General features: G+C 40.9%; 28 protein-coding genes. 15 read left to right on the forward strand and 13 right to left on the reverse strand.

Annotation, left to right across the window (positions count from 1 at the left end; translation table 11 throughout):
• Window positions 1–467: 467 nt before the first annotated feature.
• Complete coding sequence (locus CSV76_RS10510) at window positions 468–1,085, reverse strand: nucleotidyltransferase family protein (RefSeq protein WP_085427020.1); 618 nt, start codon at window positions 1,083–1,085, stop codon at window positions 468–470.
• On the reverse strand, window positions 1,082–2,071 hold the full coding sequence (locus CSV76_RS10515) for an XdhC family protein (protein ID WP_158232789.1): 990 nt from the start codon (window positions 2,069–2,071) through the stop codon (window positions 1,082–1,084). Before CSV76_RS10515 ends, CSV76_RS10510 begins: the two co-directional genes overlap by 4 nt.
• Before the next feature lie 149 nt (window positions 2,072–2,220).
• Between CSV76_RS10515 and CSV76_RS10520 the strand changes: the two genes are divergently transcribed.
• Genes CSV76_RS10520 through CSV76_RS10540 form a run of 5 tightly spaced genes read left to right on the forward strand, consistent with a single transcriptional unit; the run spans window position 2,221 to window position 7,049 of the window.
• Window positions 2,221–3,099 (forward strand): YIEGIA family protein, encoded by an 879-nt coding sequence (locus CSV76_RS10520; RefSeq protein WP_199173054.1) that lies wholly within the window; start codon window positions 2,221–2,223, stop codon window positions 3,097–3,099.
• A 45-nt stretch (window positions 3,100–3,144) separates the two neighbouring features.
• Window positions 3,145–3,336 (forward strand): capping complex subunit for YIEGIA, encoded by a 192-nt coding sequence (locus CSV76_RS10525; protein WP_085427017.1) that lies wholly within the window; start codon window positions 3,145–3,147, stop codon window positions 3,334–3,336.
• Between the two features lie 25 nt (window positions 3,337–3,361).
• Window positions 3,362–5,707: a xanthine dehydrogenase family protein molybdopterin-binding subunit gene (locus tag CSV76_RS10530; protein WP_099625550.1), complete on the forward strand. Its 2,346-nt coding sequence runs from the start codon at window positions 3,362–3,364 to the stop codon at window positions 5,705–5,707.
• Window positions 5,704–6,540 carry an FAD binding domain-containing protein gene (locus tag CSV76_RS10535; RefSeq protein WP_085427015.1) on the forward strand — a complete coding sequence of 279 codons (837 nt, stop codon included), beginning with the start codon at window positions 5,704–5,706 and terminating at the stop codon, window positions 6,538–6,540. The genes CSV76_RS10530 and CSV76_RS10535 overlap by 4 nt, the downstream gene beginning before the upstream one ends.
• Entirely contained in the window at window positions 6,537–7,049 is a 513-nt protein-coding gene (locus tag CSV76_RS10540; RefSeq protein ID WP_099625551.1) for a (2Fe-2S)-binding protein, read from the forward strand. Before CSV76_RS10535 ends, CSV76_RS10540 begins: the two co-directional genes overlap by 4 nt.
• A gap of 19 nt (window positions 7,050–7,068) precedes the next feature.
• Here the strand turns inward: CSV76_RS10540 and CSV76_RS10545 are convergent, their stop codons facing one another.
• The 3 genes from CSV76_RS10545 to CSV76_RS10555 form a co-directional block, all read right to left on the reverse strand.
• Complete coding sequence (locus CSV76_RS10545; protein ID WP_232319597.1) at window positions 7,069–7,449, reverse strand: hypothetical protein; 381 nt, start codon at window positions 7,447–7,449, stop codon at window positions 7,069–7,071.
• A 363-nt stretch (window positions 7,450–7,812) separates the two neighbouring features.
• Window positions 7,813–8,328, reverse strand: coding sequence for a hypothetical protein (locus CSV76_RS10550; protein WP_099625552.1), 516 nt, complete (start codon window positions 8,326–8,328; stop codon window positions 7,813–7,815).
• The gene (locus CSV76_RS10555) at window positions 8,322–9,029 is read right to left on the reverse strand and encodes a B3/B4 domain-containing protein (RefSeq protein WP_085427011.1); all 708 of its coding nucleotides are present in this window, start codon (window positions 9,027–9,029) and stop codon (window positions 8,322–8,324) included. The genes CSV76_RS10550 and CSV76_RS10555 overlap by 7 nt, the downstream gene beginning before the upstream one ends.
• A 55-nt stretch (window positions 9,030–9,084) precedes the next feature.
• Between CSV76_RS10555 and queG the strand changes: the two genes are divergently transcribed.
• Both queG and trmL read left to right on the forward strand, forming a co-directional pair.
• Window positions 9,085–10,221 (forward strand): tRNA epoxyqueuosine(34) reductase QueG, encoded by a 1,137-nt coding sequence (queG, locus tag CSV76_RS10560; protein WP_099625635.1) that lies wholly within the window; start codon window positions 9,085–9,087, stop codon window positions 10,219–10,221.
• Between the two features lie 14 nt (window positions 10,222–10,235).
• Window positions 10,236–10,712: a tRNA (uridine(34)/cytosine(34)/5-carboxymethylaminomethyluridine(34)-2'-O)-methyltransferase TrmL gene (gene trmL / locus CSV76_RS10565; RefSeq protein ID WP_085427010.1), complete on the forward strand. Its 477-nt coding sequence runs from the start codon at window positions 10,236–10,238 to the stop codon at window positions 10,710–10,712.
• Window positions 10,713–10,969: 257 nt separating this feature from the next.
• On the opposite strand, the gene CSV76_RS10570 is transcribed toward trmL, so the two are convergent.
• A complete protein-coding gene (locus tag CSV76_RS10570) occupies window positions 10,970–12,268 on the reverse strand; it encodes an NCS2 family permease (protein WP_085427009.1) in 1,299 nt (432 codons plus the stop codon).
• Between the two features lie 155 nt (window positions 12,269–12,423).
• Here CSV76_RS10570 and CSV76_RS10575 point away from each other — a divergent pair, with 155 nt between their 5' ends.
• The 3 genes from CSV76_RS10575 to CSV76_RS17315 all read left to right on the forward strand — a co-directional run bounded on the left by CSV76_RS10575 (window position 12,424) and on the right by CSV76_RS17315 (window position 14,515).
• Entirely contained in the window at window positions 12,424–13,248 is an 825-nt protein-coding gene (locus tag CSV76_RS10575; protein ID WP_099625553.1) for an aldo/keto reductase, read from the forward strand.
• Window positions 13,249–13,277: 29 nt separating this feature from the next.
• A complete protein-coding gene (locus CSV76_RS10580) occupies window positions 13,278–14,210 on the forward strand; it encodes a methyl-accepting chemotaxis protein (RefSeq protein ID WP_085427007.1) in 933 nt (310 codons plus the stop codon).
• Between the two features lie 113 nt (window positions 14,211–14,323).
• A complete protein-coding gene (locus CSV76_RS17315) occupies window positions 14,324–14,515 on the forward strand; it encodes a hypothetical protein (RefSeq protein WP_099625554.1) in 192 nt (63 codons plus the stop codon).
• Between the two features lie 274 nt (window positions 14,516–14,789).
• On the opposite strand, the gene CSV76_RS10590 is transcribed toward CSV76_RS17315, so the two are convergent.
• The 6 genes from CSV76_RS10590 to CSV76_RS10610 form a co-directional block, all read right to left on the reverse strand.
• Window positions 14,790–15,632, reverse strand: a complete 843-nt coding sequence (locus tag CSV76_RS10590; RefSeq protein WP_085427006.1) for an RluA family pseudouridine synthase — start codon at window positions 15,630–15,632, stop codon at window positions 14,790–14,792.
• A gap of 13 nt (window positions 15,633–15,645) precedes the next feature.
• A complete protein-coding gene (locus CSV76_RS10595) occupies window positions 15,646–16,119 on the reverse strand; it encodes a thioredoxin family protein (protein WP_085427005.1) in 474 nt (157 codons plus the stop codon).
• Between the two features lie 6 nt (window positions 16,120–16,125).
• Entirely contained in the window at window positions 16,126–16,545 is a 420-nt protein-coding gene (locus CSV76_RS10600) for a disulfide oxidoreductase (protein ID WP_099625555.1), read from the reverse strand.
• Window positions 16,546–16,605: 60 nt separating this feature from the next.
• On the reverse strand, window positions 16,606–17,943 hold the full coding sequence (locus CSV76_RS10605; protein WP_198166264.1) for a hemolysin family protein: 1,338 nt from the start codon (window positions 17,941–17,943) through the stop codon (window positions 16,606–16,608).
• A gap of 298 nt (window positions 17,944–18,241) precedes the next feature.
• Complete coding sequence (locus CSV76_RS17320; protein ID WP_157129929.1) at window positions 18,242–18,394, reverse strand: hypothetical protein; 153 nt, start codon at window positions 18,392–18,394, stop codon at window positions 18,242–18,244.
• A 44-nt stretch (window positions 18,395–18,438) separates the two neighbouring features.
• A complete protein-coding gene (locus CSV76_RS10610) occupies window positions 18,439–18,642 on the reverse strand; it encodes a DUF5342 family protein (RefSeq protein WP_085427003.1) in 204 nt (67 codons plus the stop codon).
• 84 nt (window positions 18,643–18,726) lie between these two features.
• Here CSV76_RS10610 and CSV76_RS10615 point away from each other — a divergent pair, with 84 nt between their 5' ends.
• Window positions 18,727–19,119, forward strand: coding sequence for a ferritin-like domain-containing protein (locus CSV76_RS10615; RefSeq protein WP_085427002.1), 393 nt, complete (start codon window positions 18,727–18,729; stop codon window positions 19,117–19,119).
• 1 nt (window position 19,120) lies between these two features.
• Here CSV76_RS10615 and CSV76_RS10620 read toward each other — a convergent pair whose 3' ends face one another.
• Window positions 19,121–19,900, reverse strand: a complete 780-nt coding sequence (locus tag CSV76_RS10620) for a helical backbone metal receptor (protein WP_099625556.1) — start codon at window positions 19,898–19,900, stop codon at window positions 19,121–19,123.
• Between the two features lie 209 nt (window positions 19,901–20,109).
• On the opposite strand from CSV76_RS10620, the gene CSV76_RS10625 reads away from it, so the two are divergent.
• The 4 genes from CSV76_RS10625 to CSV76_RS10640 all read left to right on the forward strand — a co-directional run bounded on the left by CSV76_RS10625 (window position 20,110) and on the right by CSV76_RS10640 (window position 24,064).
• A complete protein-coding gene (locus CSV76_RS10625; protein ID WP_199170432.1) occupies window positions 20,110–21,231 on the forward strand; it encodes a DUF445 domain-containing protein in 1,122 nt (373 codons plus the stop codon).
• Window positions 21,232–21,242: 11 nt separating this feature from the next.
• Entirely contained in the window at window positions 21,243–21,593 is a 351-nt protein-coding gene (locus tag CSV76_RS10630; protein WP_085426999.1) for a YlbF/YmcA family competence regulator, read from the forward strand.
• Window positions 21,594–21,654: 61 nt separating this feature from the next.
• A complete protein-coding gene (locus CSV76_RS10635) occupies window positions 21,655–23,163 on the forward strand; it encodes a coproporphyrinogen III oxidase (protein ID WP_085426998.1) in 1,509 nt (502 codons plus the stop codon).
• 118 nt (window positions 23,164–23,281) lie between these two features.
• On the forward strand, window positions 23,282–24,064 hold the full coding sequence (locus CSV76_RS10640) for an enoyl-CoA hydratase (RefSeq protein WP_099625558.1): 783 nt from the start codon (window positions 23,282–23,284) through the stop codon (window positions 24,062–24,064).
• Window positions 24,065–24,081 lie beyond the last annotated feature (17 nt).

A 24,081-nucleotide genomic window follows, 5' to 3' on the forward strand; every position in this document is an offset into this window, starting at 1 on the left:
GGTGACTAAATTTTATCAGAAGGTATCCTTTTTTTCTTCCTAAAATTAAAAAATCCTATATAAAAAAGAACGGACCCCATAAACTTCAATGGGTCCGTTCTTTTTCGATTTCAAGGAGGGTTTTGTCCCAGCCTCTTTTTATATTCCAGTAAAAAGGTAAGAGCGCGTTGCCTGTTTGAATGATCGTGCAGCAGCCACAGAGGGCTCATATACTGGATTGATATACTATAATCCAGGAACAACGATACAGGCCAATGCGTAGATGCTGACACACGAGCGGTGTGTATAACGAGAATCAAACGTAACAAATTAATATAATGTGATTTGAATTGTATAGTAGTATGAGGAAGTTCTATATCTATACTTTACAAAATGGCTTTAAACATCCTTCGATATTCAGTGATTGAATTACAACAACTTTCTTATTTTAATTAATCGAGTTTGCTAGTAAAGTGTAAAGAAGTACTTTATTCATTTCCTTTATTGAATGCTTTAAGTGTTTCGTAATCCTTAACTGTATCGACATCGAAAACTAGTCTTTTGTCGTTACAATTTAGAAGCTTTCCTTGTTGGAGAAAGTCACCTTTTAAAATTGCTCGCGCTCCCTTATCTCCGCGTAACTTTAAAAGTTCAGGGTACATGTAGGCAGAAAATAGAACGGGGGGCATAGTGACTTGTTTGGATGTAGTGGCTACAAATCTGCAGTCGGGCTTTTCACTCATACAAGTAATCATTTCAGAAAGCATTTGAACCGTTATAAATGGTTGGTCGGCTAGCATGACGAGTACGCCATCAGCATGTCGTTCTTGTGCGTGTTGAATACCGCAGCGCAAGGATTCAGATTGGCCTTCATTTGAAGTAGGACATTGAATGATTGTGCATTTAGCGTTGGATTTCATATGTGAAGGAATCCATTCTGTGTCATCTATGTCTTTAGTAATTACAAAAATTTCATCCAGTGGAGAATTTAATGCAGTTTCCAGTGCCAAGCTACCGAGAGACATAGTACCAACAGGCAATGCTAATTTATGAGTACCCATCCGTGTGCTATTTCCGGCAGCTAGATAAATGCCAATGATTTTCATATCATTTTTCCTCTTCTCACAGCAATGAGTTCCGCTACGATACTTACAGCAATTTCTTCAGGTCCATCCGCTCCAATCGATAGTCCTACTGGTGAATGAACACTATTTGGAAGTGTTCCATCAAATAGGCGTTTCGTTCTTTTTTTTGACCCTAATATGCCAAGATACAACAACTTGCATTCAAGCAAATACCGTCCGATTTCAAAGTCTAATTGAAAATCATGTGTCATGAGGATCACTGAATCCAACGAGCTGAATTTAATATTTGATAGCAGTTTTTTAACGTCGCCAATTTGAATAGAAGCTGCAGTGGGAAAGTGCATTTCGTTACAAATATTGCTACGCCAATCCAAGAGATGAACGGCATAGCCGATATTCCCTGAAAGCTGAGCAAGTGGTCTTGCGTCGAGGCCCGCTCCAATTATATAAAGATGGGGTTGTGGCCAAATAAGTTGGAAATATACCATTTCTTCACCAAAGTTCATTTGTTTAGCTATTCTTTGGTAGGGGATAACGTCAATAAAATTTAGCATAATATTTGATTGTATTTTGCCAAATCGTTTTCCATCTGAGGTTATACAGCCGTACTGGTTAATGTCTGTCATTGATTGAAGAAAGTATGCAGGTTCATTGGCTTGCATCTGCTTGTGTAGGATATCAAGGACCCCTCGGAAATCCTCATCAATGTCGCGTATCCATACAGTGACAACACCGTTACATCCTGCACCACGTCCCCATCCAAGATCGTCCTCAGAACTTAAATCATATTGGACAGTAGTTGCTTTGCCTGTCCTAAACAATTGCGTCGCATGACTATGTAAATCATTTTCTAAACAACCACCACTTATCATTCCGATCTGTACACCGCTCTCTTGAATAAGCATCCACGTACCTTCCTTTCGATAAGAGGATCCTTCCACATTAACTATTATTGCAAGTGCAGCGGGTTGAGTGTCAGCCAAGACCGTTTCGATTATTTGCTGCATAGATTTCAACTTTTCACCTTCATCCTTTTAAATCACCTTATCCATTACGTAATCCTATTATTCATTATTAAAATATCATCCCCACATTATAAATTGTGTTTGTATTGGTTAGAATACGGTAGATCAATACTATTTCTAGGGGGATACATGTGGATAATTACTTACTTCCGGTTATCATCGGAATTATTTTTGGCTTTATTGCACGAATGCTATTGTTACGCACGGACTTTCGGCAATATCCAACCTATCCTACTGGAAGGATTATTCATCTCTCATTTGGTTTTATATCTGCTTTCATCGGTGCTGTAGCAATTCCTGCTGTTCTAGAATCTGATTGGACTGCGGTTACATTTCTAGGCCTTGCAGCGACTCAGTTCCGGGAAGTGAGGAAAATGGAAAGGGAATCACTTGAGAAAATAGATGAATTCGAACTTGTGAAGCGCGGAGCACCTTTTGTTGAAGGGATGGCTCAGGCGTTTGAAAGCAAAAATTATTTAGTAATGTTCACGGCACTTGTCACTACATTGTGTGCCGTATTTTCATTTTGGATAGGTATTATCGGTGGAATTATTATGCTGATTGTTGTGAAGTTCAATATGTCAGGTAAGTTTTTGAGTGATATCGCAGATGTTAAAGAAGCGGCAATCCGCTTTGAAGGGCCAACGCTTTTCGTTGACGATATATTAATTAAAAATGTGGGATTAGAAGATACGAGAAAAATCATCACTGAACAAGCAGTGGGTGCAATCGTTACACCGAAAAATCAAAACAGTATTGTTACATTGTCTTTCCTAGGACAACGACAGGCGATGCTACATCATGTGGCAACTATTCTAGGGAGCTATCTTGACTCAGGTGAACCAGCGTTAATTCCACTTACGAAAAGAGATATGGCAGACGGTCGAATTGCATTGTTTTTCTTGCCACGAGAAAAGGAATTTAATCAGATTAAAGCAGTGTTAGACAAAGTTCCGATTCTGGATAGTGCAATTCGGATGCCTAAGGAAGCCGATAAGGACAACTCATAAAATAATAGTGTTATTTATGGATTTTGTATTTGGAGGTTGAGTAAATTGGAAAATCAACACGCGGAAATTGTTGCAGTTATTACAACGAAGCCCGAAGTAATTCAAGGGGGAGGAGCGCCTGTTTTCATTGTGATAAATGAAATGGAATTACAAGAAATAAGCATGACGATTGAGAAAATTATGGATGCTTCAGCACATGAAGTGAACAAGGACACAGTCATTATAGTAGCTCGATAACTATAGTTCAGGAGGCGTTAAGTGAATGACCAATAAACCATGGTCCACAGTTGGGAAACCAGAACAACGGATTGATGCGGTGGAAAAATCGACAGGAAAAGTTAGGTATATAGGGGATTACTCAGCTCCTGGACTTATGCATGCCAAACTTGTGAAAAGCACACAAGCCCATGCCGAAATTATTTCCGTAGATACGACTGAAGCATGGAAAATGCCTGGTGTGCGTGCAATTGTTACTGGCAATATGTTTCCGTTCCATATAGGACCTATATTGGCGGACCGACCTCCATTGGCATTTGAGAAAGTCCGTTATTATGGTGAACCTGTGGCGATTATCGTAGCAGATCATGAACATCAGGCAAAACGTGCAACCGAGAAAGTGAAAGTTGTATATGAAACTTTACCTATTGTGAACTCCGTGCAACAAGCATTTCTAAAAGATGCGCCACTTGTACATGACAACGCTGAACAATACACGAAAATCATAAGCGATGTCTATCCAAAAGCGTCTACAAATATTGGGAGTCATATTAAAATTCGTAAAGGTGACTTTGATGCAGCTTGGGCAAATTGTGAGGAAACCATCACAGCGACTTATTCATTTAATCTTTCAGATCATGTCGCGATGGAAACGAGAAGTACGCGAGTTGAAATTAATCCAGCGGGCAAGGTCATTGTCCACTCCTGTAGTCAGTCACCATTTACAATCAAAAAAGTGCTAAACCAATTTTTTAATGTCGACGTTGGAGATATCCTCGTTCATATTCCGATGGTAGGTGGTGCGTTTGGTGGGAAGGGAACTGTTCAGTTAGAACCACTTGCTTATTTGGCTTCGAAAGCAGTTGGTGGAAAATTAGTGAAATTGGAGTTTGACCGAGAAGAAGATATGACAACAGCACCTTGTCGAATTGGCTTCGACGCAACCGTTCAGCTTGGGGTAACGAAAGAAGGGAAGTTGGTAGCGGGGAAATATACGTATTTACTGGATTCAGGTGCGTATTCTGATCAAGCCGCAGGGATTACAAGGGCGGCGGCACTTGATTGTACAGGTCCTTATAACATTCCAAATGTATGGTGTGACTCATATTGTATGTATACAAATCATCCTTTTGCGACTTCATTTAGGGGATATGGACATCCCGAGCTAACATTTGCAGTTGAACGAACGATGGATCAGCTAGCTGAGAAGTTACAAATGGATCCTCTTCAGTTTCGTATGATGAATGGTATTAAACCAGGAGATACAACTCCGACTCAAACCGTCTTGACAGCGAATAATATTGGCGATTTGGAGAAATGCATTAACCGTGCTAAAGAGTTAATCAAGTGGGATGAAGGACAAAAAGTTAAGAGTGGAAAGAACAAAGTGCGCGCGAAAGGGATTAGTACGTTTTGGAAAACTTCCACGACGGCTACAAATGCACAGGCAGGCGCCATTATTATTTTTGAAGCAGACGGTAGCGTGAATTTGAATTGTGCAGCGATAGAGTTAGGACAAGGAACTAAAACGATACTCGGACAAATTCTTGCAGAAAAGTTAGGCATGGACATGAATAAAGTTCATGTCACAATGGAAGTCAATACACAATACGACCCTCACCAATGGCGTACCGTTGCGAGCAGTTCAACTTTTTTAGCGGGTAGGGCTGTCGTATACGCTGCAGATCATGCAATTGCACAGTTAAAGAAAACAGCTGCCGTTGTGTTGCAATGTTCTCCTGATGACTTAGAAGTTGGCGGTGGAAGGGTGTACTTAAAGCCTGATCCTACATTTGGTGTGGATATTAAGGATATTTCCTTGGGTTATACGTATCCAAGTGGGCATTCAATAGAAGGACAAATTGTCGGTATCGGGAAACATATACAGCGACATTTAACGCCGATGGATCAACAAACCGGTTTTGGGAAGCCCGGACCGTGGTGGTCGGTTGGTGTACAAGCTGTAGAAATTGAATTAGACACAAGGGATTTTACGTATTCTATTTTAAAAGGCGTCACGGTCCTTGACGGAGGCACCATTATTAACCCGATGACAGCCACACAACAAATGCGTGGCGGCATGTATATGGGCTTGAGTTATGCGACAAGCGAAAAGTTTGTTTTTGATGATCAGGGAATTGTACAAAACTCAGACCTTCGGGGCTATCCAATGTTGCGCTATGGTGAACAACCGACAGAATATCATGTGGATTTTATCGAAAGCCCAGCAATTGATGGACCTTTTGGTGCCCGTGGAATAGGTGAATATGGCGTTATTGGAGCACCCGCATGTTTGGCAAACAGTCTTTCCATTGCAACTGATGTGGAGTTAAATGAATTACCACTTACACCAGAATCCATTTGGCAAAAGAAGAAGGAGGGAACTAAATGATTTCTTTTGATTTTACGTACTTTAAACCTTCTTCCGTTACGGAAATAATAGATATGTACAACGAGGTTCATGAACAAGGTGAAAAGGCCTTGTTCATATCGGGTGGCACTGAATTTATTACCTTTGCCCGTATGAACAAGATTTATGCAGATGCGATCATTGATAGTAAAGGAATTCCTGAATGTAATGTGTTGGAAATGCGTGGCGGTGATTTACTAATTGGAGCGGCGGTTTCATTAAATAAAATTACGGATTCCAACCTATTTCCGTTTCTAGGGGCTACTGTGGAACAAATCGCAGATCACACCTCGCGAAACAAAATTACAATAGGTGGGAATATTAATAGTGAATTGATATATAAGGAAAGTATTTTACCACTTTTGCTAGTAGATGCGAAAGTAAAAGTTTTGAAGGGGACTGATGAAAGAGTTGTCTCCTTACAGTCCCTATTTGATAGGAAAATAAAACTGTCTCCAGGGGAATTACTTCTTCAAATTATTATTGATTCATCCTATATCGATCTACCGTATATAAGTCTAAAAAGGACGAAATTTTCGAAAGTAGGTTATCCTGTCGTATCGGTAGCAGCAATTTTGAAGGGAAACCGATTACGTATTGCTTTTAGCGGTGTGTGTAATTATCCTTTCAGATCTAGTGAAATAGAGACGATCATAAATGATTTAACCATCCCTGTTATGGATAGAATAGACAAAGTCATGGACAATCTGCCTTCAAGTATCGTGGATGATCTCCAAGGTTCTAGAGAGTATAGGGCATTTGTGTTAAAAAATGTGTTGCTAGATGTCATAGAAGAAATGGAGATGGGCGAATGAATAAGCAAAACACAGCATCTAAAGCTTTTATTCATTTACATGTGAACGGGGAAACACAGGAAGTGGCTGTTCGAAACGCGGATACTTTGCTGTCTACTTTAAGGGAAAAGCTTGGATTAACAGGCGCCAAACAGTCGTGTGAAAATGGGGATTGCGGGGCATGCACGGTACTTATTAACGGAGAACCTAGCCATTCATGCCTATCATTGGCAGTTGAAGTTGTTGATTTACCAATCACAACAATTGAAGGACTATTAGATTCGCCTGTTCGAGAAGCTTTTGTTGATAAATGGGCGATTCAATGCGGGTTTTGTACACCCGGTTTTATCGTCAATTGTCATGCGTTACTGACCGACCATCCAAATGCGAATGAAGAAATCGTAGAGAAGTGGTTACAATCCAATATTTGCAGATGTACAGGATATCAAGAAATTAAAGATGCAGTGAATTCATTGATTGTATCAAATGATCATTCCATAAATAAAACACATCCAGGACTTTCAAAGTAGAAAGTTCTGGATGTGTTTTTTACCCTTTTTTAAAGCTTTGATTTCCGCTGTTAAGTGATTGAATGAGCTGAAGTGTTTGTGCGGCTTGTTCAATTTGTTGTTGTACTTGTTCTAGTTGCTGTTGTTCAGCAGTTGTAGATTGTGTAATGGAGATGCCTTGCATATAATTTAGCTGCTGAACTGCTTGTTGGAGTTGTTGTTGTGCTTGTTGTAACGTTGCCAAGTCCGACATAGAGGACATTTGCTGAAGTGATTGTACCGCCTGTTGCATCGCTTGCAACGCCATCTTCTTTTTTGTATCGAATTGTTGTTCTACTAGCGATTGGTTATCCTTCAATTGTTGTTGCTGCCGTTTCATTTGTTGTTCTTTATAGCTTTGACCTTGCGGCTTGTTTGACATAGTCATGACTCCTCATCCCAATTATTTATTTCACTTTAGTCTACCCAAATTTAAAGTATTTATAAGGATGAGACTTCAAGAAATGCTGAATCACTATTCTCCAGATTATTTCTGGGCTAGCTAGATCGCGCCTCTTTTTTATCATGACAAAATATAAAAATACCTGCTGTCTGTCAAAATGACAGGCAGCAGGCCATAGAGGAGAAATATGAAAGGGTGTTACTCAGTAAGGGTTCATTGCCATGGACGTGGTTGGTAATGGGTCATTGGTCAATGTGTAAAGGGTAACAAGTAATGGGTTTAGCAAGTTTGTGTTCATATTCCCCACTCTACGCCTCAAAAAGGAGTCTCACCTTTTTGAGGTTAAAAGTAGTTAGCGCCATCGAAGTCGAGAACGATTGTATAGTTTTTCATGTTGATACGATTCGATAATTGATGCGCTGCTTTTTCAGCTTGTTGTGCTTTCAATCGATATTCTTCTGGATCAAACAATGCTACACGATAAATCGTAGTCGATTCGGCAAAACCATATTGTATTTCTTCTTTACTCGCTAAAGAGAATTGTTTGTAGTAAGAAGACTTTGCACGCAATTGGATAGCTAGTTCAATGGCTTCAACTAATGGCAGTTGTTGGTTTTCAAATTCTACTGTATTTGTGCTGTTTGCTGCATAGATGAGATAATCTAGTTTGCGTTGATCTAGTCTAACTTGTTCCATCTCGGCTTCTACGTCTTGTAATGTTCGGCTAATTATTGGACGTGGTGCACCTTTTTCAATCGTTATGAAAGCCACTCGTTGGGCTTCTGTTTCGAGTTCACGTATTTGCTTGGATAGAATACTTTTTAATTTAATGCCTTCGGCTAATGTAATATTCATGATTCCACCTCTTTTGTTAGGATAAAGTTAGGATTTTGACTATCCACTACAGAACTATGATAGTCACCACCGTTTATGCTAGTGAACATTTTACCACAAGCTTCGACTAGTTGTTGAGCCTTTTCTTGTTCCAATGAAGGATGAATGAAAAGCAGTTGTATAATGTTTTCAGTTTCCTCAGTTACGGCCGTTCGTATAGAATCGACATATGGGCTACCAAATGGACTGTAACCGTCGCTTAGGAGTAAGATGTTTTCAAAGGTATTGAATTGATTATTCAATCCTTCGTAGCCGTCCTCAGCGCTGCCGACAGACAACAAAATATCTCCAGCTATTTTGTCAGCATCGTAAATAACTGTTGGGATTTCGTATTGCAGGGAAAAGAACGTGTTCAGATCTTCTGCACTATGGAAAGAAGAAGTATAGTGTCGATCTTTGATCTGCTGTAAGAGTAATTGAAGAGCTGGTGGCTTAGTCGAAAGGTCTGCACCAAGAGTTGTCCAGATGGATTGCCATTCTGCTAGACCTTTGAAATCTGCGAAGTCTTTGTCAAGTAGTTCGAAATATAATTGTTCTTGAAATAATTGTAGGCGTCCTTTTAGCATCTGAGGTGATGCAGAGACGATTGTTTTGTTATAATAGATTATGCCTAATTTAAAATCAGGGATTTTCGCGAATATAGAAGAATTAACAGTAAGTTGCATCAGTACCACCTGCTTGTAATTTTACTTCATCTTATCATAAGGGAGGCGGAGAATGGTGAATGTCGCTCAGTTACAGCAAGAAATACAAACGTTTGCGGCGTCCATTGGAATAGATAAAATTGGTTTTACGACGGCAGCTCCGTTTATGAAATTGAAAGATCGTCTGAAACAACAGCAACGATTGAACTATCAATCCGGTTTTGAAGAGCCGGATATAGAGAAACGAACAGAGCCTTTATTATTGCTAGATCAAGCAGAGAGTATTATAGCTATAGCCGTGGCGTACCCCTCAAAAATGTCAGATAGTCCCCGTGGGAAAAAAGGGGAACGTCGTGGTATGTTTTGCAGGGCTTCTTGGGGTGAAGATTATCATACCGTGTTGCGTGACAAACTAGCACAGCTTGAATTATTCATTCTTACTAAGGTACCAGATGCGCGACTTCGTTCCATGGTAGATACAGGAGAGCTTGTAGATCGTGCAGTAGCAGAACGTGCAGGTATCGGTTGGTCGGCTAAGAACTGTTCGATCATTACACCGGAGTTCGGATCTTATGTTTATTTGGGTGAGATGATTACGAATTTGCCGTTTGCACCAGATGAGCCGATGGAAGATCAGTGTCTAGATTGTAATTTATGCTTGGATGTCTGTCCGACGGGTGCACTTGTACAGCCTGGACAATTAGATGCCCAGCGTTGCATTGCGTTTTTGACACAAACAAAGAAACCTGTACCTGAAGAGTTTCGACATAAGATCGGGAATCGATTGTATGGATGTGATACTTGCCAAACGGTTTGTCCAAAAAACAAAGGAATGAATCACACACACCAGCTGGAATTCACGCCTGAGCCGGAGCTCGTGAAACCTTTGCTGCTGTCACTATTGACCTTATCCAACCGACAGTTCAAAGAGCAGTATGGCTATATGTCAGGCTCTTGGCGCGGAAAGAATCCAATTCAGCGAAATGCATTGATTGCTTTGGCGCATTTCAAAGACGAATCAGCGATACCTGAATTAACGAGATTGTTAAAAGAAGATCCGCGGCCAATGATTAGAGGAACAGCGGCTTGGGCACTTGGTGAGATTGGAAAGATAGAAGCGCAAGATGTGCTGAATGAAAGTTTGGTTACGGAAGAAGATGAGTTTGTCGTAAGTGAAATTACACAAGCTATGAAACAGCTCCACATAAATTGAAAGAAGGTAGTAAGATGACGATTCACGTTGCATTATTCGAACCACAAATTCCGGCAAATACAGGGAATATTTCACGTACTTGTGCGGGAACCGATACAGCTCTCCATTTAATAAAGCCACTTGGTTTTTCTACTGAAGATAAAATGTTAAAACGGGCGGGCTTAGATTACTGGGAACATGTTGACATTACGTATCATGAAGGAATTCAGGAGTTTATAGACGCGTATCCGGAAGGCGAGTTTTATTTTATTACAAAATTCGGAGAGACGAGCTATGATACGTTTGATTACTCGGATACTAATAAGGATATTTTCTTTGTGTTTGGAAAAGAGACTACCGGCTTGCCGAATGAAATTACGGAGAAATATAAAGAGAGTTGTTTACGCATACCGATGAACGATGAGCACATCCGTTCATTGAACTTGTCAAATACGGCTGCGATCCTCATTTATGAAGCACTTCGTCAACAGAAATTTGCACATTTAACATAATGCATAAAAAAAGGGGATTGGCTCATAGCCAATCCCTTTTCTATTTACTTCATTTGGTTCGTTTTTGATTCGCCTGGCTTGTTATCGTATCCGCCAGTCAAGATTGCAGATAAGAATGCAAAACAAACGGCCATAATTAGAATTAGTCTCATTGTTTGTACCTCCTATGAAATCAATAGTCCTTTGTACAGTATACCGTAAAAATTATATAAATGAAATAATCTTCGTCATTTTATGTGACAGGTTCCTAACAAATCTTAGTGAGGCAGGAATAGTAGCTGATAGGCGAATAGTACCGCGAAGATATACATCAACATAGGAACTTGCTTACCCTTGCCCTTTGTAATTTTCAATAACGGGTATGTGATAAACCCGAGTGCGATACCAGTCGCAATACTTGAGGTAAGCGGCATCGTCAAAATGACAAGAAATGCAGGGAAAGATTCGTCGAATGAATCCCAATCGATATTTTTCACTGCGCCGATCATCAAACTACCAACAATAATCAAAGCAGGTGCCGTAATAGCCGCGACACCAGACAAAGCACTGACGATAGGACTGAAAAATGCTGCGGCTATGAATAGCACTGCAACTGTTAAAGTAGTCAACCCTGTACGACCACCTACAGCTACGCCAGACGACGATTCAACATAAGCGGATGTTGGGCTGGTTCCGACCATTGAGCCGACTGTGGCGGCTACTGAGTCAGCTAGAAGCGCGTGGCGTGCACGAGGTAAAGAATTACCTTTCATGAGTCCAGCTTGCTTAGCTACTCCAATCATCGTTCCGGTTGTATCGAATAAAGTAACAAGTAAAAACGACAGGACGACACCGTATAAACCGTATGAAATAACATCTCCCATTGCCAGTACTGGATTCCATACAAGAATGCCTTCAGGAAGGTGAGGTATTTTCATAACCCCATCGAATTGTAACTGCTTGGTGAAAAATGCGACAAGGCCTGTTGCAATCATTCCAATGAATATAGCGCCATAGACGTTGCGATTCATCAAAACAATCGTCACGAGTAATCCGAACAAGGTCAGTAGTACGGCAGGCGAGGTGAGTTCCCCTAGCTGCACGATATTTGACTCATGCGGAACGACTAATCCTGATAATCGCAGGCCGATGAATGCGATAAATAGTCCAATTCCGGCTGTGATCCCATGTTTAAGGTTTTCGGGAATTTCTTCAATTAGTTTTTCTCGGAAAGAAGTCATCGATAATAATACAAAGATGAGACCTGCAATAAATACTGCAGAAAAAGCCGTCAGATAATCTAGTTGACCGTCCGATCCGATAACGACAGAAGCAAAGTACGCGTTCAATCCCATACCGGGTGCAATGGCGATAGGATAATTTGCAAATAACGCCATCCAAAGCGTACCGATGACAGTGGCTATAATAGTGGCTAAAAAGACTTGATCAAACGGAACTCCGGCCTCGGATAAAATAATAGGATTGACGATGACAATATAAACCATCGTTAGGAAAGTAGTCATTCCCGCCAGAAGTTCTGTTTTGACAGTCGTTTGATTTTTCTTTAATTGAAACACAGTATATTCTCTCCTTAAATTACGAACATAGTAAAGACCATAGACAATAATATTCGTTTTTATGAAAGAAATCAACTTATTATATCGAAAATGTATTCGTAAAACCTGTAAAATAATGTACAATTACACTATGAGTTCATAGAGGAGGAGTTATTATGTCAACGATTTTTGATCAGATGGTTATACTAGGTAACGGCGTGCAGATGCCGCAGTTCGGTTTAGGTACATATAAGATGACAGAACCGGAGCAAACGATGCAAGCAGTTGAGAAAGCGGTTTCATTAGGCTATCGTGCAATTGATACAGCATCTATTTACGAAAATGAACAAGTTGTAGGTGAAGCAATCCGTAACACGGGTATCGCGCGTGAAGATTTGTTTGTGACATCCAAAGTGTGGAATGACGAACAAGGGTATGATGAAACATTGCGTGCATTCGAGCGTTCATTGACGAGATTAGATATGAACTATCTAGATCTATATTTAACACACTGGCCAGTTACAGGCAGCTATGTGGATACATATCGAGCAATTGAAAGATTATATGATGAAAAATTGATTCGAGCTACAGGCGTTTCCAATCATCATGAAGCCCATTTACGAGAAATATTTGCGATTGCGAATATCCGACCAATGGTGAATCAAATAGAAGTTCACCCGCGTCTAACCCAAGAACCATTGCGCCAGTTTTGCAGCGAGCATCAAATCGCGGTCACTTCATGGAGTCCATTAGCTAGGGGACAAATTTTAGAAGATGCAACACTCATGGCGATTGCTGCACAGCACGGAAAGACTGTTGCGCAAGTCATCATTAGATGGCATATCCAAAATGGATTGATTGTCATCCCAAAATCGATTTCATTTAATCGGATTAAAGAAAATAGTGAAATAGTTGATTTCGAATTAACGCTTTCTGATATGGCATTGATTAATGCATTAAATCAAGATGAACGGACAGGTCAGAATCCAGATTCGTTTTAAATAAATCTGGATAAAAGGGGGAACGTAACGTGGGGATCTTTAGACGACAGCCAGATCGGCGCGTAGTGGAAGAGAAGGTGACGGTACATTCGACACCAGTTGAAGTCGAGCAAGCAGATAACAGCCGATTTAAACAAGTAGAGACAGAATTAACTGCTGCAGTCGCTCAACACGAGAAAGTGAACGCTCAGCACAATGTCTTAGGTGAAGCAGTATCTGATATTGAATCAAGCTTTCATATCATTCAGGAATTAAGTGAGAAAACGACAAAGTCTTCTGCGCAGCTGCATGAAAATGGTCGTTCATTGGAAGAAAAATCATTATACATGGTGAAAGAAGCGGAAAATGGAGCGGAGGATGTCCGTTTAACGGCTCAAGTTATGAATGATTTAGGCACGCATATGGAGAAGTCGGAAGAAAGTATGACGCAATTGAGCGATCGGTCCGTAGAGATTCAGTCCATTGTAGGTGTGATTGAAAACATCGCAGCGCAAACGAATCTGTTGGCATTGAATGCTTCAATTGAGGCAGCGAGAGCAGGAGAGTACGGCAAAGGGTTTTCTGTCGTTGCACAGGAAGTTCGAAAGCTGGCGGAAAGCACATCTACTAGCACAAAGGATATCCAGCAGTTAACGAATTCTTTAAAAGAGGAGATCTTGCAAGCGCTAGAGGCTACGAAAAAGAGTTCGAAGTTGATTGAACAAGGTGTGGCGGTAAGTTTGCAGACTGCGTCTAAAATTGATCATATTTTGGAGACGGTCCAAGGGAGTCAGGTGGATATTTCTTCTATTGAGAAGATGATTGTGGAACAGAATGAATTATCCGCGCTTATGCAGGTAGAGTTACAGAAAGCGAATTCTTTATTTTCTTCTGCGCATGAGTTGATTGTGGAGCATATTCATGATGCGAAGGAAGTGGATAAGCGCTTAGAGAGCGGGATTGAGCAGTTGCTGGTGAAGTAGTTGAATATGGATGCCTTGGAAGCTACCACTTCCAGGGCATTTTTTTTGCTTCTGCAAATAGTGCTTGAACTTTCTTAAGTTCAGGGCAAGGCAATGGAATGGAGAGTGAGTTTGTGAGTGGTTCGGGATGGAAGCTCCAGTTGGCGGACGCTTTCCTATGGGCCCGCGGTGAGCCAACTGTTCGCTATGCTCTCTTAGTTGTCTCACCTGATCGGGCTGATCCATCAGGAGTCGCCGCCAACTTCCGCTTCCATCCTACTTTGATAGTAGGGGTACTTAAATCGCTCATTGGTGATAGTATGTGAATTATTGTTTTGTTTTAACTTATTTTAATTCAAGTTCTAAAGTTCAAAACCTATTACAAAACTTACTTTAATGCACAATAAAAAGTATCCTCTATTTACTTTGCGAACATAAGCGAAGCGTTGAGAGCACGTCATTGCACTCGAAATCCCCACCCCTAAACCCCACCCCTAAACCACCTCTAGCTACTGCAACTTTACTTCTTCTAACGAGAATAGAAAAGAGCTGTCACAAGAAGTCGTAATACTACGATCTCTTGGACAGCTCTGTTTAATTTTATTCAGTTTCGATTACAATCATCTCTGACGTAATAGGATGTGTGAAAGCCACTTTGGAAGCGACTAGCTTATATGGACCTCTGGTAATCGTCTCGTTGCCATACAGCTGATCTCCGACGACAGGGTGACCCATATGTGAGAAATGAACACGGATCTGGTGTGTTCGGCCTGTTTCCAACTGTGCTTCAACAAGAGTTGTATCCGCTTTGCGCTCGAGCACTTTAAAATGCGTGACCGCGGATTGGCCAGAAGGGGATACCCTGCGTCTTGTAGCATGACTGCGGTCTTTACCGATGGGCATGTTGATTGTGCCACGTGGTTTTCTTAGCTGGCCTTCAAGCTCGGCAGTATAATACCGTTCGATTTGATTCTGCTCCAGCATGCGGTCGAATAATGTCTTTGCCAATGGATTCTTTGCAATAAGTAAAACGCCCGACGTATGCTGGTCTAAGCGGTGAATATGTTCTGCATAGCTTCCACCTTTGGCTTCGATATAGCCCATGACTTCATTCATCAATGTGCCGGTCCCTGGCAAGCGTTCTGGGTGTACGGACAGACCAGCAGGCTTGAATACTGCTAGTACATGCTCGTCTTCCCACAGAACGTTTAAGGAGTTTGAAGGTTCCGGTTTATATGAAGACTGTGCGTCATTAAAACCGAAGATTAGTTCCGTCCCTTCAGGAAGGGGTTCCTTCCATTCAACGGGTTGTCCTTCTGTATCTGTTACACTTTTGTCCATACGCATTTGATGGACAGACTTCTTTCCGCCTTGCCATTGTTCTCTTAGTAATTTTTCAATCGTCTCGCCCGGTGTTTCAGTTGTATAATGAAAACTTGTCATCTACGTAGTCTCCTTATTTGCTTTCGAATTCATCAAAAAATGCTCTGATTTGGTCATCAGGTTGTGAACCAACCGTTCTGCCTTGTTCTTTCCCATCTTTATAATGAACGAGAGTAGGCCATGCTGTTACATCGTATTCCTGTTTTATCTGATCGCTGAACTCCAACATATTGTATTGATAGACATGTGCATCATATTCGTCTGCAATTGGCATTAGACGAGGTGTCATATCCATACAATGTGGACAGTCTGGACTGAAGTAATAAACGGTTGTGGGTTCGCCACTTTCAATCTGTTTGAAGATTTCTTCAGGAAGTGCAACGTTCTGATAACTTTCATTGTCTAATAAATCAATTGTAGATTGTTGTAGATTATCTGTGCCGTACGGATTTTTAGCCAGTTTTGTTTCATTGGATTTATTATTGAGGACGATGATCAAAATAAAGATCACGACAATCACTCCACCAATAGCTAATAATTTTTTCAATGTATTTCACTCCTTCGTTTGTTTTAAGAGTACAAGACTTGCGATGAAAATAAAAGCGAATGCTACTAGTGCTAGGAAAGGAATTGTAATGAAACCCAAATAATTGATGTATGCGCCTGTACATGAAACACCACCACATACGGGTACACTATCTTGTAAGAACGTTAGTTTTTGAATACCGTAGTGATAAAGAGAAATACAACCTCCAATAAATGAAAGTGAGGCAGTAGTCCACGCAATCGTCACGTTTTTTTGTATGAGCGCGAGTAGGCCAATCAATACAATCGGATACATGAATATCCGTTGATACCAGCACATTGTACAGGGGACATAGCCTTTAATTTCAGAAAAATATAAAGAACCGAGTGTCGCGATAAGTGCAACGGACCACATAGCGAGAAGCCAGTTTTCCTGTTTTTTATTCATATAGTCACTCCTTACGATAGGATAATAGATAAAAGCTTTCCCGTTTAGGCGGGAAAGCTTTTATTTTGACGCATCGGTAACTTCATTAGTTGCATGATCGGGGGGTTGTTTTTTGGCTTCCAAGTAAAGAATGTGATTGCCGTCTACTTCTTTGACAGTAAACTCATATCCTTGTTCGATAATCTTCTCACCTTGTATAGCTTCAAAGCGTTGATCCATGAACCAACCGCCGATCGTATCAATGTCATCTTCGAGAATTTCTATGCCTAATGCATGATTGACGTTTTCAATCAGCATTTTAGCGTCTAGAATATAATGATCTGTATCAACTATTTGAAGTTCAGGTAGTTCATCCAAGTCGAATTCATCGCGGATTTCGCCAACGATTTCTTCCAAGATATCCTCGATGGTGACGAGTCCTGAAGTTCCACCATATTCATCTAATAAAATAGCCATATGAATCCGTTCACGTTGGATTTTTAAGAGTAAATCTCCAATTGGGATAGTTTCAATAACGCGAATAATCGGCTGCATATAGTGCATAACAGATTTACTACCGTTCGTCGGGTCTTTAATATACGCAGTCAGTAAATGTTTCATGTTGATCAATCCGATGACATGATCTTTGTCGCCATCGATAATTGGATAACGTGTAAACTGTTCTACTCCTAGTAGTTCAAATACTTCGGATAACGTCATTTCTTTATCGACTGTCATCATTTCAGTTCGTGGCAGCATAATTTCCTTTGCGACTCGATCATCAAACTCAAAAATACGATTTACATATTTGTATTCAGACTGGTTAATTTCACCGCTACGCAAGCTATCGGATAAGATGATGCGCAACTCTTCTTCTGTGTGTCCTACTTCTAATTCGGAAATGGATTTGAAGCCTAGCAATCGTGTAACAAGACGTGCCGATCCGTTCATCCCTTTAATGATCGGGTACATGAGACGGTAAAATACATTCAGTGGTACGGAAAGGGATAGGGATAATTCTTCCGCCTTGTGCAATGCGATGGTCTTTGGAGCTAGTTCTCCTACCACGACATGCAAATAGGTAACAATCGCTAAAGCGATAGTGAAGGAAAGAATAGTTTCGACATTAGCATCCAAAGTAAACGTATCGAAAACTGGAGCCAACATCATACGTACTGTTGGTTCCCCAAGCATACCTAGGCCAAGTGCCGAAATCGTAATTCCGAGCTGACAAGCAGATAAGTATTCATCTAAATTATCGGCAATTTTTTTTGAGAGAACCGCGCGTTGATTACCTTCGTCGATCAGTTGGTCGAGACGTGATGAGCGGACTTTCACGATTGCAAATTCACACGCAACAAAAAAAGCGGTGACTGCGATCAAGGCAGCAAAAGCTGCCAAGCGTATGGCAATATCCAAATAATAGCTTCGCACTTAACCCAGATGAGGGAAAAGAACAAAGCGTACACCTCCTGTAAAGTAATGTTAGTTATCTTTCATAATAATTTATTTATAGAGAAAATACAATTCGATTTGCTTACAGAATAGAAAAAAACGGTTTAGGGATGCAAAATGTGTCGATCGATAGCTATAGATAAGAAGAGAAGTGCTACAGCTAGTAACTATTTTTGTTTTGTTAATACGCTGAAGAAATTAATAAAAGACTGAAGACCAAGTCCTTTTAAAAGGGATTAGTCTTCAGTCTTAGGACATGCATTTACTCGCCGTATTGTGGCTGGGTTTCCTTAAAGGCGTTTTGCTCGTTGGGGATGCGGCTTTTGTCTTCGAAGACGTTTTCGGTTTTTTCGTTCTGTACCTTTAGACGCTCTTTTTCCAATTGCTTTTTGCCTTTTGATTGTTCTCTGCCCATAAAAGCACCTCCTCTAGTTAAAGGATGGTCGATTTAGGATGGTCTCATTCATAAACGTGGAAAGTCATGAGATCGTGCACCATTTTGAGAACATTTTCTTCGTCAGGTGGCGTGCCGTTTGTCCAGTTGACCGTGCCGTCTTTGTGGTAGTCACCTTTGTATTGCTTGTTTTGGTAATAAAATGAGATCGTCCATCCAGGCAAATCAGTGTCCGCGAACATCTTTTTATGGTTGAAGTGTTGTAGCATCTTGTTTTCTCCTTTATGGTTCCATTAGTGATATCCTGTCCGCTCGTTTCATAAACTGACCAAAAGGAACGAAAGGATGAGTGTGTGTTTGTTACTCAACTACGCAATGCGGTAGAGGAAAAGTATAAAACGTATTTTTATTATAAGTCCATGTATCAGCTGACGAATGATTTGCTATGGCAGGAATTCATTCGCCACGCGTATGAGGATGAAAAAAGTCATTATGAGATGTTCCAGCAATTGTATTATATTCTAACAAACGAGTTTGTGCCGAATCCGAAAAAGCCGGCGCCTTGTACTAATTTTAAAGAGTCAGCTAAAAATGCGCTAGTTTTCGAACTCGAATCAGTAGAGCAATGTAAAGAATTGTTTTTGACCATTCCTTCTGAAGAGGCATATGATCCGATTTTTATCGCTTTACATGATGATATGGAGCATGCGATTCGAATGTCTACCATATTTAATGGAACGAAGTAATTCACACGTCGAATGAAAAGTCTTTAAAATACTTGGCGCTTTCAAGCATCCGAACGCCATACCAGAACATTTCGCCGTCAATTAGCTGAATCGCTGAATCGGGTAGCATTTCTTGGAACTGAGCTTGCTGTTTTTCTTTAAATGGATAAGGTTCAGATGACAGCAATACTAAATCGAGATTTGCTTCTTTAAATTGCTCTTCCGTTACTACTGGATAGCGGTCAGCTGATTCAGCAAAGGGCGTGATGAAGCCAAGTTTTTGCAACAACGAATTGATGTAGGTGTCCTTACCCGCAACCATATAGGGCTTTCGCCAAATAACGTAGGCAACTCGCGCAGCAGGGAGAGTAGGAAGTTCTGAAAATGCTTGTTTGATTTCAGTAACGAGCGATTCCGACTGTTGCTCGCGATCTGTCAATGCTCCCATATCTGTAATCATGCGATAGGCATCTGGAATGGTTTGCACTTCCGCTACATATACAGGATAAAACTCGGCAAGCGTTTCAACCATCTCTTTTGTATTTTCTTCTTTTTCCATAATAATCAAATCAGGTTGTACTTCATGTATCATGTCCAACTTCAGATCTTTCGTTCCTGCTACAGCTGGAACACTTTTTGCATGTTCTGGATAGATACAATATCGTGTGCGTCCGACAATTTCATTTTCCAAACCAATTCCGAATAATGTTTCTGTAATACCTGGACATAAGGTAACGATTCGTTTCGGTGGAAAATTATAAACAACGTTTCTTCCCAAGTGGTCAATCAGTTCTTTCTTCAATGAAATAAGTACCTCCTTTAGTGTTGTGAACAATCTAATGGTTATAGTTCATAATACTCTACTTGCAACGTACCTGAACGGCAATCAAATGTAAAGTCAGGAATCTTCGCCTCTAATTGCTTTTCATTCAGCGGGTTTTTGTTATAATTGGAACGAAGACCACGTGGAATTAGGTGAAGCGATTGAAAATAGTGTTAACTATTTTGTTCATGGCGTTTATTGGCGCATTGATCGGTGGGGTAACGAATCATCTGGCGATTAAGATGCTGTTCAGACCACATGAAGCAAAATACATTGGAAAAACCCGATTGCCATTTACACCCGGCTTGATCCCGAAACGCCGAAATGAATTGGCAACGCAGCTTGGAAAAACGGTAACAAATTATTTGCTGACACCTGACCTGTTCAGGAAAAAGATGTTGACGCCTGGAATGGAAAAGCGTGTAGAAACGTTTATTCAAAGTAAAATGGATAAATATGTACTGCAATCAGATAAAACATTGACCGACTGGCTCGAGCTTGCAGGTGCTCAAGCACTTCCTGAGCAAGTCGAAGATAAGTTAGTCACATTGATCGATCAGCAGCTATATGATATGAAGGTAAAAGTAACAACAGGTACAGTGGAAGAAGTCATGCCGCTTCGTTGGCAACAACAAATCGAAGAAAGAATTCCTTTAGCTTCTGATTTTGTATTGCAACGTGCAAGTCAATTTGTAGATTCGGCAGAAGGAAGACAGACATTCCAAAAGCTGATTGATGACTTCTTGGCTTCAAAAGGGACATTCGGCGGTATGCTCAATATGTTTTTTGGAGAATCGGAATCACTTGTCGGCAAGGTTCAGCGAGAAGCACTTCGATTTATAGAAGCTCCTGGAACAAAAGATTTATTGGATCAACTGATTTGGAAAGAGTGGCAGAATGTCCAGCAGCAACCGATGGAACAGTTGACGTCTGGCTTTGACTTTGATAGTGTTTTTGCTTCAGTAAGAAAATATGCACTGGATCAATTGGCACTACGAGAAAGACTAGATCACAGCTTGTCACATTACTGGCCACAAGGATCTACTTGGACGGCTGCTAATGTAACACCACAGATTGTCAGCTTTTTATTCGCTCAGGCAGAGTCGCAGCTTGAAGAATCATTAAAGAAGTTAAAACTCGATGAAATGGTGAAAGAGCAAGTAGACACGTTCCCAGTGGCAGTACTAGAAGATTTGGTGCTGGGGATTTCACGCAGAGAGTTTAAGATGATCACGGTTCTAGGCGCATTTCTTGGTGGGATCATTGGAATCGTGCAAGGAATTATTGCACTTACACTAAATGGATTGTAGGAGGAGATAGTATGTCAGTAAATATTTATGATGATATGAACAAATTGGAATCTACTTTGCGCAAGACAGATGAGTATGTAGCGGTGAAAACAGCGATGGCAGAAGTGAAAAGTGACGAGCAAGCACGTGCATTGTTCGAAAGCTTCCGTGAAATCCAAATGAATTTGCAACAGAAGCAAATGGCAGGCGAAGAGATTGAAGGAGATGAGCTTGAGCATGCACAGAAAACAGCACAACTCGCTCAGGAAAATCCGAAAATCTTGGCGATGCTTACTGCTGAAATGAAACTAAGCGAATTGATTGAAGAAGTAAACCGTGTAGTATTGAAACCCATTCAAGATTTATACGAAGGATTTAATTAATAGATACATCTAAACCGGCCTTGGCCGGTTTTTTTTAACAGATGGAGAGTAGGAGAAAACGATGCAGCAATTACTAGTAAAAGAACAATTCCCCCAAGATTGGATTCGAATGTTTACGCACTTAGCCAATTTATTTTTTGAACAGTCTAAAATTGTTATAGATCATGCAGAAGATACAGCAATTACTCTTCAGTTTAATGAGGACTATGGAGAAACGCCTAACATCACCGCGGATATTCAGTGGAATGGTAAGCACTTCACATCTCGTTTTATGGAAGAGATAAAAGAAACGGAAGAACGTCAACAATTACGTCAGCGTAAAAGAATGTATTCCCACGTGTTGCTTGATGTATTGGAACAAGCAACAGGAATGGATCAAGAGTGGGGTATTTTAACAGGAATCCGTCCTACTAAGTTGTATCATATGTATCGCCAAGATGGTCATACCGTTGATGAAGCGAAGCAATTACTTCAGCAACGTCATCGTGTATCCGTACGGAAAAGTGAATTAATTGCAGAAATTGCAGACGTTCAGTTGAATGCGTTACCTGATTTGTATTCATTAAAAGAAGAAGTGAGTATTTATATCGGCATTCCGTTTTGTCCGACAAAATGTGCGTATTGTACGTTTCCTGCCTATGCCATTCATCGCAAAAGCGGCCGAGTGGAAACATTCCTCGATGGCTTGCATGAAGAAATGCGTGCAATGGGTAAATGGCTGAAAGAACATGATATTCGTATCACGACAATTTATTTCGGTGGAGGAACACCCACATCTATTGAAGCAGAAGAAATGGACGCGCTTTATCAAACGATGATGGACTCATTCCCTTATATGGAACATGTGCGTGAAGTGACAGTGGAAGCCGGACGTCCTGATACGATTACAGTACCTAAGCTTGAAGTATTAAAGAAGTGGGGGATCGATCGAATCAGTGTCAATCCGCAGTCCTATACGGATGAAACATTGAAAGCTATCGGTCGTCATCACACTGTACAGGAAACAATCGATAAGTATTGGTTGTCTCGAGAGCAAGGAATGCGCAATATCAATATGGACTTGATCATCGGTTTACCGAATGAAGGTCTGGAGGAATTTGAGCATTCGCTCGCTGAAACAGAAAAGATGCAACCTGAATCATTAACGATCCATACGTTGTCATTCAAGCGTGCTTCTGAAATGACACGCAATAAAGACAAGTATCAAGTGGCGGATCGTGAAACAGTAGGAAAAATGATGACGCGTGGTGAAGAATGGTCTCGCGCTAACGGCTACATACCGTATTATCTTTACCGTCAGAAAAACATTTTAGGGAATCTTGAGAATGTCGGGTACTCGAAACCTGGCGAAGAGAGTCTTTATAATATTTTGATCATGGAAGAAGCACAGACCATTATCGGTATGGGTTGCGGAGCATCGAGTAAGTTTATGGAACCGGCAACAGGCAAGTTGACGCAATTCCACAATCCGAAAGAACCTGGGGCTTATATTTTAGGATTTGAAGAAGCGATCGATAAGAAAATAGCGTATTTGGAAGAGTTATTCCCAGCTACGCACCCCCTCAAGTAATACGGATATCCCTAACGCAAAAGTCGTTGGGGATATTTTTTTGTGAAAGTTATGCAAATGATCAGCCAATTGTGTATAATGTAGTGAATGAACAACCATTCATTCAAAGGGGGAATTAATTTTGACAAAACAGATTGAAGTAGAAGTTGAAGGAAGATTAGCAACCGTAACTTTTAACCAGCCTGAAGTAATGAACGCGATGGACGGAGTCATGATGAAGGATCTGGCAGATATTGTGGATCAACTAAAGAATAATTCATCCGTGCATGTTGTACTATTTAGAGGAGCTGGCCGCGCATTTTCTGCTGGCGGTAACGTTAAAGCTATGCTAGATCCAAATGGTCCGATGAAAATGGAAGATGTTATGGTCGACTTATCGAGATTGGCATTGGCGATGTACAGTATGCCTCAAATCACTATTGCATCCGTACATGGTGCGGCAGCGGGATTAGGATGCAGTATTGCCATTGCATGCGACGTCGTCATCGCGGAAGAATCAAGTAAAATCGCCATGAACTTTATTGGAATCGGACTTGTGCCAGATGGGGGAGGTCACTTCTTCTTGAAAGAACGCGTAGGTACTGCAAGAGCTAAACAACTCATCTGGTCGGGGAAAGTACTCGACGGAAAAAGTGCTATGCAAATTGGGCTCGTCGATGAAGCCGTTGCGGACGGAGAAGCATGGAACACGGCACAACAACGTGCCCAAGTCATTTTACATTCGCCAACAGCTTCCATGATCGCGTCAAAGAAAATTCTTCATGCAGAAGGTATTGCAAAGCTCGAGCAAGTATTGAAACTTGAAGGTGAAGCACAATTAGCTATGCGCTTAACAACTGACCATCGTGAAGGCGTTCAAGCATTCGTAGGGAAAAGAAAACCAAACTTCACAGGTCAATAAAAGACATGAAGAAGACG

Origin of the sequence: Sporosarcina sp. P17b (genome assembly GCF_002743115.1) — a bacterium.
Taxonomy (GTDB): Bacteria; Bacillota; Bacilli; order Bacillales_A; family Planococcaceae; genus Sporosarcina; species Sporosarcina ureae_C.